The organism is Rathayibacter sp. AY1F8 (assembly GCF_002932165.1).
Lineage (GTDB): Bacteria > Actinomycetota > Actinomycetes > Actinomycetales > Microbacteriaceae > Rathayibacter.
Genome location: NZ_PSVB01000024.1, coordinates 25,967 through 43,338, shown reverse-complemented (window position 1 = coordinate 43,338; position 17,372 = coordinate 25,967). Strand labels below are relative to the sequence as shown.

Sequence of the window (17,372 nt, the reverse complement as noted above, 5' to 3'; positions counted from 1 at the left end):
CCGAGGCCCCGCGGCAGGTGTGGACGGAGACCTTCGAGCAGGGCCTGACCGCCACCCCGAGTGCGCTCACCGCCTACGCGAACGGCCGCTACACGGCCGCCACCGGCTGGTCGACCGCCACGAACTGCACCGGCGTCCTGGTCAACTACACGGCGCCGTACCCCAACTCCGCCTTCTGCCCGACCCGGCCCCTCCTCACCGTCGGCACGGGATCGTCGGCCGCACGCGAGACCCGCCGCATGGCGGACGTCCTCGGTCAGGTGGCGGCCGGAGTGCAGGGGTCCACCTCCAGCACCGCACCGGCCAACGGCTCGAACACCGGCACGCAGGCGAACCACGCCCTGGTCGAGTACCCGTACGCCACCATTACCGGCGGCACGACCGTCGCCCAGAGCGCCGCGGGGATCGGCGTCTCCGCGCCCGCCGCCCGCTACTACGCCGTCGGCATGAACGCCGCCGGCGGGCAGTGCGGGACGAACAACGCGTCCCTCTCCCTCAACCTGGTCTCGGGCGGGTCCACCGTCCTCACCGGATTCGCGGCACCGGTCGTGCCCTGCGCCGCGACCGGCAGCGTGTTCTACACGTCCCCGACCCTCCCGCTGGTCGGCGGGCTCGGCGCGCTCGTGGATCCCGCGCTCCCCGCCTCCGCCCGCGCCGTCGCCTACACCGGCACGAGCACCGCGCTCCTCACTCCGGCGCAGATCGCCGCGGCCCAGGTGCAGCTCGTGAACACGGTCACCGGCACGGGAAGCGCCTTCGCCGTCGACGACCTCCGCGTGCTCGACGTCACTCCCGCTCTCGATGCGGCCTTCACGCAGGCCGTGCCGACCGCGACGGTGCCGACCACGCTGACCTACACGGTCACCAACACCAGCGACCTCCTCGCGAAGGCGGACTGGCGCTTCTCGACCGCTCTCCCGGCCGGCCTCGTCGTGGCCCCGACGCCTGCTGTCGGCGGGTCCTGCACCGACGTCACCGGAACGGCGTTCGCCGTGACCGCGGCCGCCGGATCCTCCACCGTCTCGACCGTCGGCGGCGACCTCGCCGCGGGCGCGACCTCCTGCACGATCTCGGTGGACGTGGTGGCCGCCGCCGCCGGGACGTACAGCACCGGGACCACGGCTCCCACCGGCCTCATCGCCTCCGCCCCCACCTCGGTGACGATCCAGGCCGCGACGACCCTCACCGTCCGGAAGAACCTGCCGGTGCGCAGCGCCACGGGCGACCAGTTCACGCTCTCGGTGCGCAGCGGCACGACGGTCCTCGCGTCGGCCACGACCACGGGCACCGCCACCGGGATCCAGGCCGCGCAGGTCAGCCGCCTCACCGTGCAGTCCGGAGCGACGTACACGATCGCCGAGGCGCAGACCGCGGGCGCGGGCCTGGGGTACTCCAACAACTACGAGTGCTCGCGCGGCGGCACGGTCATCGCCTCGGGAGCCTCCGCCGCCGGGTCGATCACGATCCCCAGCGAGGCGGGAGCGGAGGTGCTCTGCACCTTCACGAACACGGTGCAGACGCCCCGCCTGTTCTGCGACACCGGCCGCTTCTACTCCCTCACGGCGGCCGGCGCCCTGCAGCAGGCCGACATCGTCACGGGATCCCTGACCTCGATCGGCAGCTGGTCGGGGACCGCCGAGGCCAACGCGCTCGGCGTCGGCGCGAACGGCGCCTTCGCCTACGCGCTGGACCGCTCGTCCGACGCGACGGACGTCGACGCCGTCCTCAAGTGGACGCCGGAGGCGGGCTTCCAGAGGATCGCGAACAGCGCGTACACGACCGTGGCCGGCGGAGCGCAGGTGACCGGCAGCATCGTCGCCGGCGCGGTCGACCTCCGGACGGGCCGGTACCTGTTCGGCAGCTTCGCGAGCGGCCAGTTCTACATCTGGAGCTTCACCGAGGCCAACCCCGTCGCCACCCGGTTCGCCCTCGTCGGCTCCTTCCCCACCTCCGGAACCCCCAACGGCAACGGCGACATGGCGTTCGACGCTCGCGGCAACCTCTACGTCGTCGGCGCGGGCTCGGTCAACAACGCGAGCAGCGCCGCGATCTTCACCGTGCCGGCCGACGCCCTGGCCGCGGCGACCGGCGGCACCCTCCCGGTGAACACCTCGATCGCGAAGGCCGTGACGGGGACCGACGCCGCCTTCGCGAACATCAACGGCATCGCCTTCTCGCCGCGCGGAACCGTCTACCTCGCCAACGGCGACGTCGCCGCCGCGAACGGTGTTCCCGCCATCCCCGGCAGCGCCTACGAGTTCGACGCCACCACGTGGACCCGTGTCAGCGGCACGCCGCGCGTGAGCGTCAACGCCGTCGACCTCTCCGGCTGCTCCTCGCCGGCCACGATCACCGTGCAGAAGAGCGTGGTGGGCCGTCTGGCCGCGGCGGACCAGTTCCAGCTCACCGCCGCCGCCGGCTCTCCGGCGTCGCCGTTCGCCACGGCCACCACCACTGGCGCCACCACCGGCCGCCAGACCGCGCAGATCGGCCCCTTCCCCACTCCGATCAACAGCACGGTGACGGTCTCGGAGGCGATGGCCGCGGGCTCCGCCTCCCCGATCACCGCCTACACGAGCATCTACGAGTGCTACGCGGACGGCGTGCGGGTGAGCACGGGCTCGAACCCGACCGGCACGGTCACCCTCCCGAACCGGCTCGGCGTCAACGTCACCTGCACCTTCTTCAACTCCCCGCGCCCCGCCTCCACCGTGCGCATCACCAAGACGATCCGGGACGCCTCCGGCACGACCCGCCCCGGCGTGGACTGGACGGTGGGCACGACGGCGACGGCCACCGCGGGCACCGTCGCCCTGCTGCCGGAGCAGTCGCCCCGCCAGCAGACGGACGCCGCGGGTCAGGCCGCCTGGACCGTCCTGTTCGGCACGGAGGCGTCGCGGGCGACGCTCACCGTCTCGGAGGTGCAGCAGACGGGCTTCGCGTTCGTCAGCGGCGCCTGCACGGTCAACGGCACCGCCCGGGCGACCACGTTCTCGCAGTCCGGGACCGTCATCAGCGCGAGCCTCACCGGCATCGCCTCCGCGGCGGTCGTCGAGTGTTCGATCGTGAACCGGCCCACGGCGTCCCTCACGCTCGTGAAGACGGTGAGCTCCGGCAGCGCGCTGCCCAGCGACTTCACGCTCAGCGCCACCGGCCCGACCGGCGCCCTGCCCGGCCCGACCGGCCGCGCGGGCTCCGCGGGCGTGTCGGCGATCCCCGTCACCCCGGGTGCCGCCTACCGGCTCGCCGAGACCGGCGGTTCCGCGACCTATGTGCAGACCGCACCCTGGCAGTGCCGCACCGACACCGGTGCCGCCCTCACCGTGAGCGCGGCCGGAGACGTGACCCCGACGAACGGTGCCGCCGTCACCTGCACCGTGGACAACGCCAGCGCGACGATCACCCTGGTCAAGCAGGTCCTGCGCCCCCAGACCGGCTTCCAGGCCGCCGACTGGCGCGTCACCGCGACGCCCGCCGCACTGGCCGGAGGGACGCTCCCGACGGAGACCCGGGCCGGCGCGGAGTACGTCGCCGCGGGCAACCCGGCGAGCACCTTCGAGGTGCGACCGGGTCACGGCTACACGCTGTCCGAGGCGGCGACGGATCCGACCCGCCGCCTCGCCTACCAGGAACTGCGTCTCGAGCGCCTGACCGGGACGACGTGGTCCCCGGTCGCCTCGCGGACGATCACGGCCCCCACGGCCGGTCAGACGGCGGTCTACCGCTTCGTCAACGCCCCCGTGGACCCCACACGCCTGCCGCTGACCGGTGGCGCCAGCACCGACGCGTTCCTCCTGGGCGGGGGGTCGGTGCTCACTCTCGCACTCGGCCTCCTCCTCTGGGAGCGGCGCCGGAGGCTGCGAGGCCCCTCCCGGTGACGCCCCGACCGAGAGCCCCGGCGCTCTCCCGCAGACCCCTTCCCGCACACCTTCGACTCCACGACACCAGCACTCACGACCTCAGTAGGAGAGATCACATGTCCCGCTCACTCACCAGGCGGCTCGCCGCCGCAGCCGGCGTCCTCGCGCTGAGCGCTGCGGCGGTCTTCACCGCCGTCGCGCCGGCGTCAGCGGTCACGCTGCCCGGCAACATCGACCCGACCATCAGCCGCACCCTCACCGTGCACAAGCTCGCGCTGGGCTCCAACAACGGCCAGGCGATCGGCACCGGCCAGGAGATCACGGTCCCCGGTGACGCGCTGCCCGGCGCCGTGTTCACCGCCGCGCGCGTCCAGGGCGTCGACCTCACCACGCCCGACGGCTGGAACCAGGTCGCGAACCTGACCCCGGGCACCGCGGCGACCCGCGTCACCGCCGCCGACACCTTCACCGCCACCAGCGGCACGGACGGCGAGGCCGTGTTCAACAACGGCGCGAGCATGCCGCTCGGCCTCTACCTCGTGACCGAGACCCAGCTCCCCGCCGGAGCGACCAACGGCGCGGCGCCGTTCCTTGTCACCCTGCCGTTCCCGACGGGCCCGACCGGTGCGCCGGCGAACCAGTGGATCTACGACGTCCACGTCTACCCCAAGAACGCGGTCACGGAGCTCACCAAGACGCGCGTCCCCGCGGCGGCGAACTCGGTCGAGGCGCGCAACCCCGACCTCATCCGCTGGGCCATCGCCTCGGACGTGCCGGTGCTCGCCGCCGGTGACACGCTCGACGCGTTCACCCTCACCGACACGCTCCCCGCCGAGCTGACCTACCTGCCGACCGGACCGGCCGGCGTCGCGCCCACCGGCATCACGGTGACCAGCGCCGCGGGCACCGCGCCCGCACCGGCGTTCATCGCGAACACGGACTACACGCTCGGCTATGACGCCGCGACCCGGAACGTGACGCTGAACTTCTTGCAGTCCGGCCTCACCAAGCTCCAGGGTCTTCAGGGCGGCGTCGTCACCCTCACGGTGCTCACCCGCGCCACCGCCATCCCGGCCAACGGCATCATCACCAACTCGGCGACGAGCGTCGTGAACGGGGCCACGGAGACGGTCACCGGCAGCACCCCGATCGGTCAGCTGACCGTGTACGCCTACCAGAACAACGGCGCCAACCGCGTGCCGCTCGCGGGTGCGGTCTACCAGGTGTTCCTCACCGAGAACGACGCCAACCTCGGCCAGAACCCGGTGTTCATCAACGGCAACCAGAACTGGACGACCGGAGCGAACGGCATCGTCGAGATCCCGATCATCACGCCGGGCAACTACTACGTCCGCGAGCTGACCCCGCCCGCCGGATTCCGTCTGCCCACCCCGGCCCAGGTGCTGACGCAGGTCGTCGCCGGACCGAGCTCGGCCACCGCGCCGATCCAGAACTACGTCGAGTTCCTCCACACCCAGGTGCCGGCGTTCGCCCTGCCCCTCACCGGTGGCGGCGCGCAGTGGTTCACCCTCGGTGGAGGCGCGCTCCTCGCCCTCGCGATCGGTTCGGGCCTGATCGCCTCGCGCCGCCGCACCGCGCTGGCTGCTCAGACCGCGGAGTAACGTCACACCATGACGAAGTCGAATGCGGGGCACCCGTCGGGTGCCCCGCATTCCTCTGTCTCCAGCCCTTTTCCTCCGCGGAGGCGGATCCACCGCCGACCGCGCTGGCGGCTGCCGATCGCCCCGCTGGTCATCGCGCTCATCAGCCTCTCGGGAGTGGCGCTGCTGCTGTACCCCGTCGCCGCCAGCTGGCTGAGCGCCGTCGAGCAGGCGCGCGAGATCGACTCCCTCACGCAGGACATCACCGACCTCGGCGCCGAGACCCTCCGGCAGAACCTCGTCGAGGCCCGCGCCTACAACCAGAGCCTGAGCGGTGGCGGCGCCGCCGTCGCCGCGAACGAGCGCCTCCCCCTCGCCGACGACGAGCAGGTCGCCGACCGGGAGCGCTACTCCTCCCTCCTGCGCGGCGACGCCGAGGGACTGATGGCCCGGATCCGGATCCCCGCCATCGACGTGGACCTGCCGATCTTCCACGGCACGAGCGACGCCGTCCTCGAGCGCGGCGTCGGCCACCTCGAGGGCACCGCCCTGCCGGTCGGCGGCCCCTCCACCCACTCGGTGCTCACCGGCCACCGCGGCCTCGCCTCGGCCGAGCTCTTCACCCACCTCGACCGCGTCGACGTCGGCGACACCTTCACCATCGAGGTCTACGGCGAGGTGGTCACCTACCGCGTGCGCGAGACGCTGGTCGTCGAGCCGGAGGACACGCAGAGCCTCCTCGTGCAGCCCGGCCAGGACCTCCTGACCCTCGTCACCTGCACCCCGCTCGGGATCAACACCCACCGCATCCTCGTCACCGGCGAACGGGTGATCCCGACGCCGCAGTCGGACGTGGACGCGGCGGGGGAGTCGCCCGATGTCGCCGGGTTCCCGTGGTGGGCGATCGCGGCCGGAGGCGCTGTGGTCGCAGCCGGTGTGTACGTGTGGTGGGCGGGGCGGCCGGCGCGCGGTGCGTGGGTGCCGGTGGTGGTCGCTGGCGAGGAGCGCGACAGGGTTCCTGCGGAGCTGTGAGGCGAGGGGGCGCGGATCTTCGCAGTCCTGCTCCGGTCGCCGCGGCCCCGTCCCGTCACCGGGATCGCGGGTGTGCCGGCCCGGTCAGGCGGGGCGCCACTCCTCGAGGAACTCGGCGACCGTCTTCGTCTCGAGGTCGAGCTCGACCTGGCCGAGGAGGTAGTGGGGATCGGTGAGATCGGCCTTCACTCGGATGATCTCGGCGCCGGTGTCGAGGCGGACGACGACCAGGTCGTAGGGCGCGAGGAACCCGCTGCCCAGCGCCATGTCGATGGTGAGGCGGAGTCGCCCGAAGCGCCTCAGCTGCAGCTCCGCGCGGAGGTACTCGGCGGCGACCTCGGGGGTGTCGGGAGTGGGGTCGGACATGGGGGAGACGGTACCGAAGCCGGGCGGCAGCCCCCTGGTCGCTCCCGGCATGGCGGGGTCACGTCGTGAGCCGCCGTGATGCGGTCAGTCCCGCAGGCCGACCGTCATCGCCCGGCTCTCCGGCGCCTCGATCAGGTTCTTCGCCACCGCGGCGGAGAGGTAGGATGTCGCGTCGTGCCGGCGCAGAGTGACGACCGAGGCGACGGCTCGCACCGCCAGGACGATCGGAGCGAAGCTCGGCCCTGACGTCAACCAGTCTCCGACCGCGACGCCGACCTCGGTCATCGGGATCAGCAGAGTCATCGGATCGCCCGGTCTCCGCGATCATCGATCAGAGGTGAGATCGCTGGTGCAGGACGATGCTTCCGTCCTGTCCGGGTCGAGCACCAGCATGGAGCTCGACCCGGACAGGCCTTATCGGATCACGGTCACGACACGGTCCGCGTTATTGCGGATGACAGGATCCGGGGTTCGAGCAGACACCGTCGCTGCAGTTGCGGTGAAAGAACCCTTCGCAGCCACCTTGACGACGATCTTCACGGTCGACGTCTTGCCGGAACCGAGAGAGGCGGTCGTCGCGGTGATCGTGCTCCCTGCTCGCTTGTAGTCGCCCGTGCCGGACAGGACAGTGACACCTGGCGGCAGGATCGCTGTCGTCACCACATTCTTGGCCGCCGCGCGACCGGCGTTCGTCGTCGTCACCGTGTACGTGAACGACTTGCCCTTGGTTCCGCCGGACGGCGCGGCGATGTCGACCTTCAGATCTGCAGTGGTGGGCGTCGAGGTGGACGGCGTTGGAACGTCCGTCGGACCCGGAGTGCTTCCGTTCTCCTCGACGACGTAGACGCCGGGCAGATCCGCGGTCGGGAGGCCACTGTCCGGATCGCACGCGTCACCGATTCCGTCCGCATCGCGATCCTCCTGCCCGAAGTTCTCGATATCCACGCAGTTGTCCTCGCCATCCGCGATCGAGTCGCCGTCCCGAGAAACAAGAACGGACGTGCTTCCGACTGCGGTGAGCCCTGCGGTGTCGGTGACTCGGACTCCCGCGAAGCCGTCGAACTGCGACGCGTAACGGTGCGTCGCGGTCGACGCCGAACTTTCCGCGTCGTAACTGCCGTCTCCATCGAAGTCCCATTCGTACTTCACGATCTCGCCCTTCACCGCGTAAGAGGCCGATGCGTCCAGCGTCAGATCCTCACCGGCCTTCAGCACGTACGGTCCCTGAATCCAGGCGAAGGGATTGATCAGCTCGGCGTTGATCGCTTCGCTGATCGCTGCCGGGATGTCCGCGGTGCTGGAGGTCTGGAACACCTCACCGCCTGACTTCGCGACGAGGTCCGCAACTCCTCCGCCGGTCAGCTCACCTGAGTCGACGGCGTACACCACAACGGGGTCGATCGCGAAGGCCCGTTCGGCGACGATCGTCGACGTGAATCCGGTGACTGGCTCAGGATTCTTCGCCGGAGCGTCGCCGAGAACGATCAGCACCTTGCGGACGCCGCTTCGCCACTCGAAGTCGAGGGCGGTCATCGCGCCACTGTAAACCGACTCGGGAATGTCGCCGCCGCCGCCGACTCCCAGGGCTGTCAGCTTCTCGGAGAAGACGGCCGGGTCAGCGGTGAACGGCGTCTCGACCCTCGATGCATAATCCGTCAAATCTCCGCCGCCCACTGGGTGGTCCCGGAACGTGACAAGGCCGTAGCGGGCGGAGTTCGATGTAGCCGCCACTCGCTCCACAATCGCTCCGACATTCCGCTTGACCGCATCGATGTCGTCCTCCATCGAGCCGGTCGTATCGATTGCGAATGCAATGTCGATGTTCTCGGAGTTCTCGCCGACATCGCGAGTAGAGCTCGGAATGCCGACGGTGCGCTCGACAAGGCGAGCCATCTCCTCATGTCCCGTGATGTTGGGGTGATAGAACTCCGAACTCTCGAACGAAAAACGGCCCGACGTCTTGCCGTCACTTCCCGCTTTGCCGGCCGTTTCTGCGAATTCGTTGATCCAACGGCGATCGTTCTTGTTGGCTGTGCTCGGGTCGGGCTCGTGCCCTAAAAAGGTCTTGCTCACGTCTGCGACGTATAAGATCTTCGTCGAATGGGCGGCATTCCATTGCGCGACCAGAGCTGATTGGAGCCTGTTGGCCTCGGCCCCCAGCGCACGAACTCCTTCCGCTGCCTTGTAGAAGTCGCAACGGCCGGCCGGGAGCCCCGGAGCGCATTCGGCAAGCGTGTAGGGTACATCCTCACTTAGAAACGGGTAGCCGACGAGCACGATCTGCGAGGTGTCCGGGAGCTTCTCATCGAGCTTGGCGAAGATCTGCTTCGTCTGGGTCATCACCGCGGGAAGACCGTCCTGAGCAGCCTCCACCTTCTGCTTGCACGTTTTCGGGTCTCTCGCCCCGAGGGCAAAGCACTCGACGACGATCTCCGAGAATTTGACGTCGTTGCCGCCGATCGTGAGCATGACGACATCGGAGCTGGACGGTACGTCGGGTATCTGGTTCTTCAGCACATCGTCTGTGACGTTACCGCTGTATGCCAGGTTGGTCACGTTCGCCTTGACGCCCTGCCTCTTCAGCCAATCGGCGTAAACGCTACCCCAGTTTGAACCGCTGCGGAAGGAACCCTTCGGTCCGAAGTAGTCGCCGGTTCCGTTCCCAGCGGTGTAGGAGTCGCCGACCAGGGTGATGGACACGGCTCGTGTCACCGTTGCGGCGGCGGCGCCTGAGGAGGCGCTTGTTGCGAACAGGCTCGTGGATGCGATGGCTGCGGTCAATGCGAACAAGCGCAGGGTGTTTGGACGTTTCATTTCACTCCAATGAGGTGGTGACTGGGTTCGATCAGACGTGGCGCACGTGAATTCAGTAGACGAGGCGGACTCCGAGTTCGTTCGAGGCGCAGGAACCCAGGTGGTCACCGAAGGTCAGAATGGCGGTCATTTCTCCTCCGCTCGGCGCAGGCTTCCGTCCGGCCCAGGTGGATGTCTGTCTCGTGTCGGCGGCCTCGGTCCAACCGTCGGCAACGGCAATCGCGATGGCTTGATCAAGAGCCTCCGCCGATTCAGGATCGGTGGTGAAACAGTTGGAAACGACCGCAGCAGACGTGAGGAGTGAATCGAAGCGCTGTTCACTCGTCGAGGTGGCGAGCGCAAGCCCCAGGAGCTTTTGGCTCGCCAGCGGTTCGTGTTGAAGCATGTGCAAGGAGTCGCTCACTCCCCACCATCCTCTGTTCCTCCCGAAGTCCAGCGCTGCAATCGAGACTGCAGTGACCGCCATCATTAAGACGATTCCCACGGTGATGACGGCGACGACGCGCACACGTGTTATCGCCACAGGCGGGAACCCTTTCCTCTCGGTGGCGCCGTGGAGTGCTCCACAGGTGTCCGCCGCGTGATCGGAATGGCGGCGCTCAATGTCTTGAGCGAGTGGTGACCGGACGATAGCACGCTGAGAAAAAGCTGGCAATAGGTACTTCTACTAACGGTGACGAGGCGTGTGGCGGTGCCGACCTCTTCCGCTCGCGACCCTCGCAGTGTCGTCCTCGCGAATCGTCTGGTATCGAATCAGAAGCACCGGGTGACGATGGCACTGTTCTCGTCCGCTCGGGAGCGGGCGGCCTCAGGCGCTTGTTCTTCAGCCGGGACGACGAGAGAAGCGGTCGGTGGGCGCGAGACGTTTCGACCGTCATTCCAACGGTGCAGCCGCCGGGCAAGTCGCGTTTGCCAGGCGGTCGAGGTGTCCCCTGTGTCGGACTCGCGACGGGAGCCGCCGTGATGCGGTCAGTCCCGTAGACCGACCGTCACCGCGCGGCTCTCCGGCGCCTCGATCAGGTTCTTGGCCACCGCGGCGGAGAGGTACGACGTCGCATCGTGCCGGCGCAGAGTGACGATCGAGGCGACGGCCCGCACCGCCAGGACGATCGGAGCGAAGCTCGGCCCTGAGGTCAACCAGTCTCCGACCGCGACGCCGACCTCGGTCATCGGGATGAGCAGAGTCATCGGGTCGAGTCGCCCGCCGCCCTCGCCCTTCAGGGGTCCGGACGCTCGATGCAGCTCGGAGACACGCGCCTTGTAGGTGAGGAGCGCGTCCTCGAGCTCCCGGCTGTCCTCCGCCTCGGCGACGGCGTGCCGCACGTCCCGGAGGCCGTCGATGTACCGGGCGAGGAGTTTCTCCTTGCTCTGACGGAAGGCCACGATGTCGTCGAAGGTCGCCTCCGGGTGCGGCTCGGGGATGTCGTAGAGCGTGAGGGCGAGAGCACGCTGGTCGGTGGCGTCATCGATCGCGAACAGCGCCTGCCGGGCGGTCGCGGTCGTGGCCACGCCGTACTGCCAGCCCTTCGCCTGGCAGAGGCGTCGGCCGCAGATCACGAGGAGCGCGGGGACCAGGTTCTCCCTGGTCGCTCGGAACTGAGAGCCCTCGCAAGAAGCCGGTTCGAGGTAGTCGTTCGCGAGAAGCCAATGCTCCAGTTCGTAGGGGAGCTTGCGGGCGAACAGCCTGTCGGACTGCTTCCAGTCGTCGGTCGCGAAGGTGTACCGCCCTGCGGCGTCGATGCACTCGCGGACGGCCCGGTCTCGCGTGAGCTCGTCGAGGTCGTCGAGGTCAGCAGCGATCCACCAGCCTCGATCCTCCATCTCGGTGAGAGTCTCGGTGGGTGGAAATCCTCGCGGAGCGATCGTCGAGAACCGCTCGCTCAGCAGCAGGGCCTTCTTCATCTCGGCCTCGGGCGGAACGATGAGCGGCGACAGCAGGAGGGTGTTGTCGAGCGTGGGGTGCATCGGGGCTCCGATCGTCTGGCCGGTGGTGCTTCAAGCCACTCGTATCGAGATGTGTACTCCGGCGTCACTTCTGTCACGGACGCACGCGACGGGGGCCAGGAGTACTCGCACCCTGCTTCTGGCCGATCCCGTGCGCATCTGCGGCCCTCACCCTTCTACTCGGGGCGGTGGTAGCCCTGAGAGTAGGCCCGACGCTCCGATCCGGATAGGGCCGGAATCGCCGCTCCTCAGGCAGGCCGCCACTCCTCGAGGTACTCGGCGACCGTCTTCGTCTTCAGGTCAAGCTCGACCGGCCCGAGGAGGAAGTGCGGGTCGGTGAGACGGGGCATCACGCGGATGATCGCCCAGCTCGGGTGGAGGCGTGGCCCGACGGGCGAGAGGCGGAGGCGCCACGTCCCTGGCGCCACCACGATCACTTCGCTGCTGCGGTCGGCGAAGCGGCGGCCGAGTCGACGTGGTTGCTTGCCGAAGCGCTCGGGTTCGAGAGTCGGAGCCGGTGAAGACTTCAGTGAGGTCTTGCAAGAGTCATGCGAGACGTGTAAGCTTCGTCTTGTTCGAATCCGACCCACCATGAAGAGGAAAAAATCATGTCTGACTATGTGATGGTCCCCGTCCCCGAGAGCCTCGTGATCCCCGTGATGCGCCTCATCGCCGAGCACGACTCCGCCGATGAGCGACTGCGCGGTCGAGGATCCGCAAGAGTCGTGGATCACGACGACACGGAGGCCGAGGATTCGCGAGAGTGGACCCTCGAGGAGTTCGAGGTCCTGCGATCCGGCGAGGCGAAGTCCATCAAGCTCTTCTGCGAGGTCCTCGACGTCCTCGCTGCGGCATCGCCGGCGGCGGTCGCCCTCGAGGACGTGGCGAAGGTGACCGGCGTCGAGCCGCTGACCATGCAGCGCGCGTTCGGCCGGGCAACGGTGTGGATGAAGAACCGCATGGGCGGCGACACCCGCTGGCCGATCTTCTGGCCCGGCGACGGTTGGGCGATGACGGAGACCAACGCCTCGCTGTGGAAGTCGCTCGCCGAAGGAGGGGTGAAATGTGGTGATTCTCGTCCTCCGTGCCCGGGGCCTCGTGTCCGCTAGCGATTTTCGGGGCCGGAGCCGGCCGGCTGCCGCTGGGCCGTGGGTGCGAGGTCAAGCCGGGCGGCCCGAAGCGCTCACTATCGCTTCTCCTTTCGCGTCGGAGCCTGAGGTCAGCACCGCGGGGCGGTAAGGAAGCGGCGGCGCGAACTCGTGTACGCGGCCAGTGGGATCACTGGAAACGAGTTCTGAGACACCAGAACGGGTCCGCTCTTCAAGCCCGCGCTATGATCTGCTCCCAGATCATCCGCTCCTGCTGTCAAGCGCGTTGTCGTGCGCCGTCAGCTCGCCCACGAACCACTCGAGCACCTCGACGAGTTGCCGTCGAGCAGACCGGTCGGCGAGGACTTCGAGGTCGAAGGAAGGTCGCTTCTCCAACCGGTCGGCGGGCAGGTCGACGCCGCTGACGGTATTGAGGCGACTGAGCAGCGCTTGTCTCAGAGGGAGCGAGTCGAATGGCGGGCGGCTCCGCATGTGCTGGAAGACGACCTCGACACTGCCGCTCGGGTAGAGCGTCAGCGGCCAGATGCTCTTCGAAGCCGGAGCGGAGCCGCGTGCGACGAGGAAGCACGACTTCTCTTCCGCGGCACCGAAGTCCAGGATGCCTCTGAGACGTTCCCACTCGTCGAGGAGCTCGACGAGGCCGTGGTCGGTCGACGGAGCCTGCCGGTCGGCCACGCCGGCGAGGAACTCGGCTCGCTCGATGTTCCCCTCGTTGAGCGCGGAGTCGACCGAAAGCCCCTCTTCCGAGGAGAATGCGCTCCTTGCAGTAAGGGATATCGTGGATTCGGTAGACCTCTCGTAGCGATTACTGCACTCGACGTACGCTCGAGTATCATGCAAGTCGAAAATTTGATGGAGACACGCTTTGAAAGCTGTGGACGCGAACCTGCTGGAGCTGTTGAAGAAGGCTGATCGTTTCGTCGTACCGATTTACCAGCGCGTGTACTCCTGGGGCGAGGCAGAGTGCGGACAGCTCTGGACCGACATCACGCGCGCCGGCGCCCGGGACGGGCTCAGCAGTCACTTCACTGGCTCGATCGTCTACATCGAGCGAGGTCAGGGTACCCGAACATCGAGCGAGCCTGACCTCCTCATCGATGGGCAGCAGCGTGTGACGACGGTGACGTTGCTGCTCGCGGCCCTTGCTGCTCGTCTGGATGAGCTACCCGAGGAGGAGCGGGAGCCGGTGGCGGGGTTCGCTCCACAGAAGATCCGCGGACTCTACTTGACGAACCAGTTCGAGTCGGGGGACGGTTTCTTCAAGCTGATCCTGTCGCAGCGAGACAAGGAGGCGCTGAAGGCTGTCATCCGAGACGCGCCGCTACCGGCCTCGGATTCCCGGGTGATCAGCAACTACCTATATTTCGTGGACCTTCTACGTGCAGCTACAACCGACGTCATCGTCGACGTGTGCCGTGGCCTGGCCAAGCTCGTCGTGGTCGACGTTAAGCTGACCCGGGGCACCGATGATCCGCAGCTCGTCTTCGAGTCGATGAACGCAACGGGCAAGAAGTTGTCCCAGGCTGATCTGATCCGGAACTTCGTGCTGATGGATCTGACGCCCTCTAGGCAGGAGCGTCTCTACGAGGACTACTGGTTCCCGATGGAGCGGCAGTTCCAGGGGGCCGACGAGGGCCGGTTCGACGAGTTCGTACGTCACTTCCTCACCGTGAAAACCCTCGCGATCCCGCGCATTGACGAGATCTACGACGCGTTCAAAAGCTACGCCTTCGACCAGGAGCGGAACGGGACCACCCGCGATCAGCTGGTAACTGACCTGAGCCACCATGCCGGCTGGTTCGCTGCCATGGCGCTCGGCGCGGAGACGAACCTGGCTCTGGCAAAGCGCTTTCGCGAGCTCGACCAGCTGGCCACGGTCGCCTACCCCTTCCAGCTGCGTCTGTACGCGGACTACGTTGCCGGCGTTCTCGACAGTCGAGCGTTCGTTGAGATCCTCGACGCGATCATCGCGTACCTGTTCCGCCGCGCCGTATGCCGGATCCCCACGAACAGCTTGAACAAGACCTTCGCGACCCTCGCCTCCGCCATCGACACGGAACACTACGTCGAGAGCGTCTGCAGCCGTCTCCTGACACTCCCGGACTATCGGCGATTCCCCACGAACGAGGAGTTCGAGGAGGCCCTGAAAACTTCGGACATGTATCACCTGAAGCGGCGCGGCTACTTCTTCCGCGAGATGGAGAACCACGGCCGGAAGGAAGAAGTCTCCACAGCGGAGTACACCATCGAGCACATCATGCCCCAGCACGTCACCCGCGCCTGGCAGCAGGAGCTCGGCGCCGACTGGGAATCCGTACACGACCGCTACCTCCACACGCTCGGGAACCTGACGCTTACCGGCTACAACCCGGAGTACTCAGACCGGCCGTTCCACGAGAAGCGAGACATGCAAGGCGGTTTCCGCGACAGCCCCCTCCGCCTCAACAAGGGACTCGGCCAGATCGAAGAATGGGGAGCAGCCCACATCGAGCAACGCGCCGCCTCCCTCGCCGCGCAAGCAGCCACAATCTGGGCGACTCCTGCGCTAGAGGAGCCGGTACTCGCCCAGTACCGAGAGCGGTTCAGCGACTCGCGCCGATTTGATTGGTCTCAAGCTCATTCCATCCTCGATGCTCTCCCCGCCGGGCGCTGGACGAGCTACAACAACCTCGCCGAAGCGGTTGGAACCGGTGCGCAAGCCATGGCAGGGCACCTCGCCGGATGCAGCAGGTGCGTGAACGCCTATCGCGTGCTGACCTGGGACGGCACCATCGCTGAAGAATTCCGCTGGCCCGACGCCGAGGACAAGCGTGATCCCGCAGACGTACTCACCAAGGAGGGGCTCACGCTCATGGGAGGACGGGGTGACCCTGAGCAGCAGATCTCCGCCGAGGAACTCCTCGCGCTCATCGGAGAGGACGAACGGTAGTACCTTCTCTGGCCCTCGAACTGTTCCCGAGGAAGTAGCGCGACCCTTCGCTGAGGTTGAAAACGGGCCGTTCAGCTCGTCCGTTCGTTCTCCTGTGCTCGCCCCGCTTCGAAGGACGTGTCGGCGCCCTATCCGCGCTCCTGGCTACGGAAGCTCACGCCTCAGCACAACCTGGACTGTCTCGGTGATGCTGCGTGAACGGTGGTAGATGGGCAGGAGGGCTTGGCCTCCTTGTGTGGTATGGATGTCGCCGTACATGTCGAATACGGCGATGGGCTCAAGATCGCGCAGGAGCACCCACAGGTGCGTCAGCCCCTGACCTTGGAACACTTCATTCTGTTCGTCGCGGAACCAGCGTTCGACGAGATCTTCGAGCGATGGGAGACCTCCTGTGTCTCCTGCCCAGTTGATGTTGTCCGTGACGCTCGGGCCGGTGGGGCGCTGGCCTCGGATGGTCTATGAACGTCGCTCGTTGACGACGGTAGCGAGGACCTGGGCGATCACTCGGTGAACGATCGTGATGCTGGTCGTGGGAGGAGCAGGGGAGGGCGGGGTGAGCATCAGGCCGGCCTCGACGCGCTTCACGATCTCGTGGGGCGCTGCGGCTGCGAAGACGTCATTCCAGCTGCGGTGAAAGAACGGATCACCGACGATGTTGATGCCAGAAATGCGGTTGAATAACACCTGCTGCTCGGCCGGCGCTTGCGGGGCATAGACGCAGAGCTAGGAACCGACGACGTCGTGGTCGGTTTCGGCTATCCGAAGGGCGGATTGCGTCGTGCGATCTCGCTCGCGATCCACCAGGCTTCCGTCTCGATGTATCGGTCCGCTGGCGGTTGCTCGTCAGGCATCAGTTCCCCGCAGCGTGGTAGCGGTGGCGGCCGGTGAACCACAGTCCGGTTTGCATGGACTTGCGGTATGTGCCTAGATACCCAATCGGTTTCACGAAGACGTCGACCTTCCACGACTGCACGCCGGCGACCGGGAGCTTGTCGCCACGATTCTTCAAGTCGACATACCAGGTGTCCGCTGCCGACGTGACAAAAACGGCCTTTCGATGCTCGGCCGCCACGGTCGCAAGGTACGCCGCCAGGTCCGGTTCGCCGCCTTCACCGAGGTGACCTGTGAGGTGGAGCGAATCGCCCGGATCGAGGGTGAACCATTGGTGTTCGGTTGCCTGAGCAGAGGTCTCGAGTTGCCGTAACCACTGCTGCCAACGTTGGGGGAGCGGCCGGCCGCTTGTGGTCGACGTTACCCAACTTTGGTTCGGCGTTCCGACAGGAAATCGGTTGCGCCGAAGAAGCAGCCAGCCGAGGTAAATATCGAGGTTTCCGTCTGCATCCCACGCGTCAGATATCAGTTTGAGGGTTGGATCGTCGGTCGGCTTGCCCTCGTCGTACCACCAAGCAAGGCCGAGGTCGGGGCGCGTCCATCCGAGGCGACGCAGCAACAGGATTTGTAACGCGGCCCAATAACCCCTCGATTGAGGGTGCGGATCTCCGTGCCGCGGTGCGGCCGGAATCGCTCGCCGACTGTTTTCCGTGGCGGCAGCACGTAGCGTTTCCGGAACGCCCCAGAACCATTCGAACTGCCCGCCCCAAGAGATTGAAGACTGGTCAGCATGCCCGTATTGGCGCGGGTAAACGGTGCGTTCAAGGACCAACTGCTGCCTCCGTAGTTTCTGCGAGCACATTTCGAGCTAGGGTTATCTAGGAAG

Annotated in this window: 12 protein-coding genes and 1 pseudogene; 5 read left to right on the top strand and 8 right to left on the bottom strand. The window is 67.3% G+C overall.

Features of this window, described 5'->3' with window-relative positions:
• The 3 genes from C5C35_RS14500 to C5C35_RS14490 all read left to right on the top strand — a co-directional run.
• Nucleotides 1-3,878, top strand: a 3,878-nt coding sequence (locus C5C35_RS14500) for an LPXTG cell wall anchor domain-containing protein (protein WP_146084615.1), incomplete at its 5' end; no start/stop codon positions are given.
• Nucleotides 3,879-3,976: 98 nt separating this feature from the next.
• On the top strand, nucleotides 3,977-5,482 hold the full coding sequence (locus tag C5C35_RS14495) for a SpaH/EbpB family LPXTG-anchored major pilin (protein WP_104263422.1): 1,506 nt from the start codon (nucleotides 3,977-3,979) through the stop codon (nucleotides 5,480-5,482).
• Nucleotides 5,483-5,491: 9 nt separating this feature from the next.
• Nucleotides 5,492-6,493: a class C sortase gene (locus C5C35_RS14490; protein ID WP_219814189.1), complete on the top strand. Its 1,002-nt coding sequence runs from the start codon at nucleotides 5,492-5,494 to the stop codon at nucleotides 6,491-6,493.
• 84 nt (nucleotides 6,494-6,577) lie between these two features.
• Here the strand turns inward: C5C35_RS14490 and C5C35_RS14485 are convergent, their stop codons facing one another.
• From C5C35_RS14485 to C5C35_RS14465, 5 genes are all read right to left on the bottom strand, one after another.
• A complete protein-coding gene (locus C5C35_RS14485) occupies nucleotides 6,578-6,859 on the bottom strand; it encodes a hypothetical protein (RefSeq protein WP_146084614.1) in 282 nt (93 codons plus the stop codon).
• Between the two features lie 84 nt (nucleotides 6,860-6,943).
• Complete coding sequence (locus C5C35_RS14480; protein WP_104263420.1) at nucleotides 6,944-7,162, bottom strand: hypothetical protein; 219 nt, start codon at nucleotides 7,160-7,162, stop codon at nucleotides 6,944-6,946.
• 111 nt (nucleotides 7,163-7,273) lie between these two features.
• Complete coding sequence (locus tag C5C35_RS14475; protein WP_181134952.1) at nucleotides 7,274-9,559, bottom strand: GDSL-type esterase/lipase family protein; 2,286 nt, start codon at nucleotides 9,557-9,559, stop codon at nucleotides 7,274-7,276.
• A gap of 166 nt (nucleotides 9,560-9,725) precedes the next feature.
• Complete coding sequence (locus C5C35_RS14470) at nucleotides 9,726-10,076, bottom strand: hypothetical protein (protein ID WP_146083146.1); 351 nt, start codon at nucleotides 10,074-10,076, stop codon at nucleotides 9,726-9,728.
• 566 nt (nucleotides 10,077-10,642) lie between these two features.
• Nucleotides 10,643-11,638 carry a hypothetical protein gene (locus C5C35_RS14465; RefSeq protein WP_104263418.1) on the bottom strand — a complete coding sequence of 332 codons (996 nt, stop codon included), beginning with the start codon at nucleotides 11,636-11,638 and terminating at the stop codon, nucleotides 10,643-10,645.
• Between the two features lie 587 nt (nucleotides 11,639-12,225).
• Between C5C35_RS14465 and C5C35_RS14455 the strand changes: the two genes are divergently transcribed.
• Nucleotides 12,226-12,726 (top strand): hypothetical protein, encoded by a 501-nt coding sequence (locus tag C5C35_RS14455; protein WP_104263416.1) that lies wholly within the window; start codon nucleotides 12,226-12,228, stop codon nucleotides 12,724-12,726.
• A gap of 240 nt (nucleotides 12,727-12,966) precedes the next feature.
• Here C5C35_RS14455 and C5C35_RS14450 read toward each other — a convergent pair whose 3' ends face one another.
• Entirely contained in the window at nucleotides 12,967-13,566 is a 600-nt protein-coding gene (locus C5C35_RS14450; protein ID WP_146084613.1) for a hypothetical protein, read from the bottom strand.
• A 34-nt stretch (nucleotides 13,567-13,600) separates the two neighbouring features.
• Here C5C35_RS14450 and C5C35_RS14445 point away from each other — a divergent pair, with 34 nt between their 5' ends.
• Nucleotides 13,601-15,655 carry a DUF262 domain-containing protein gene (locus C5C35_RS14445; protein WP_181134951.1) on the top strand — a complete coding sequence of 685 codons (2,055 nt, stop codon included), beginning with the start codon at nucleotides 13,601-13,603 and terminating at the stop codon, nucleotides 15,653-15,655.
• A 144-nt stretch (nucleotides 15,656-15,799) separates the two neighbouring features.
• Here the strand turns inward: C5C35_RS14445 and C5C35_RS17430 are convergent.
• Nucleotides 15,800-16,351 (bottom strand): annotated as a pseudogene (locus tag C5C35_RS17430) (hypothetical protein); the annotation flags it as partial.
• A gap of 154 nt (nucleotides 16,352-16,505) precedes the next feature.
• The gene (locus C5C35_RS16755; protein WP_146084612.1) at nucleotides 16,506-17,348 is read right to left on the bottom strand and encodes a hypothetical protein; all 843 of its coding nucleotides are present in this window, start codon (nucleotides 17,346-17,348) and stop codon (nucleotides 16,506-16,508) included.
• Nucleotides 17,349-17,372: the final 24 nt, after the last annotated feature.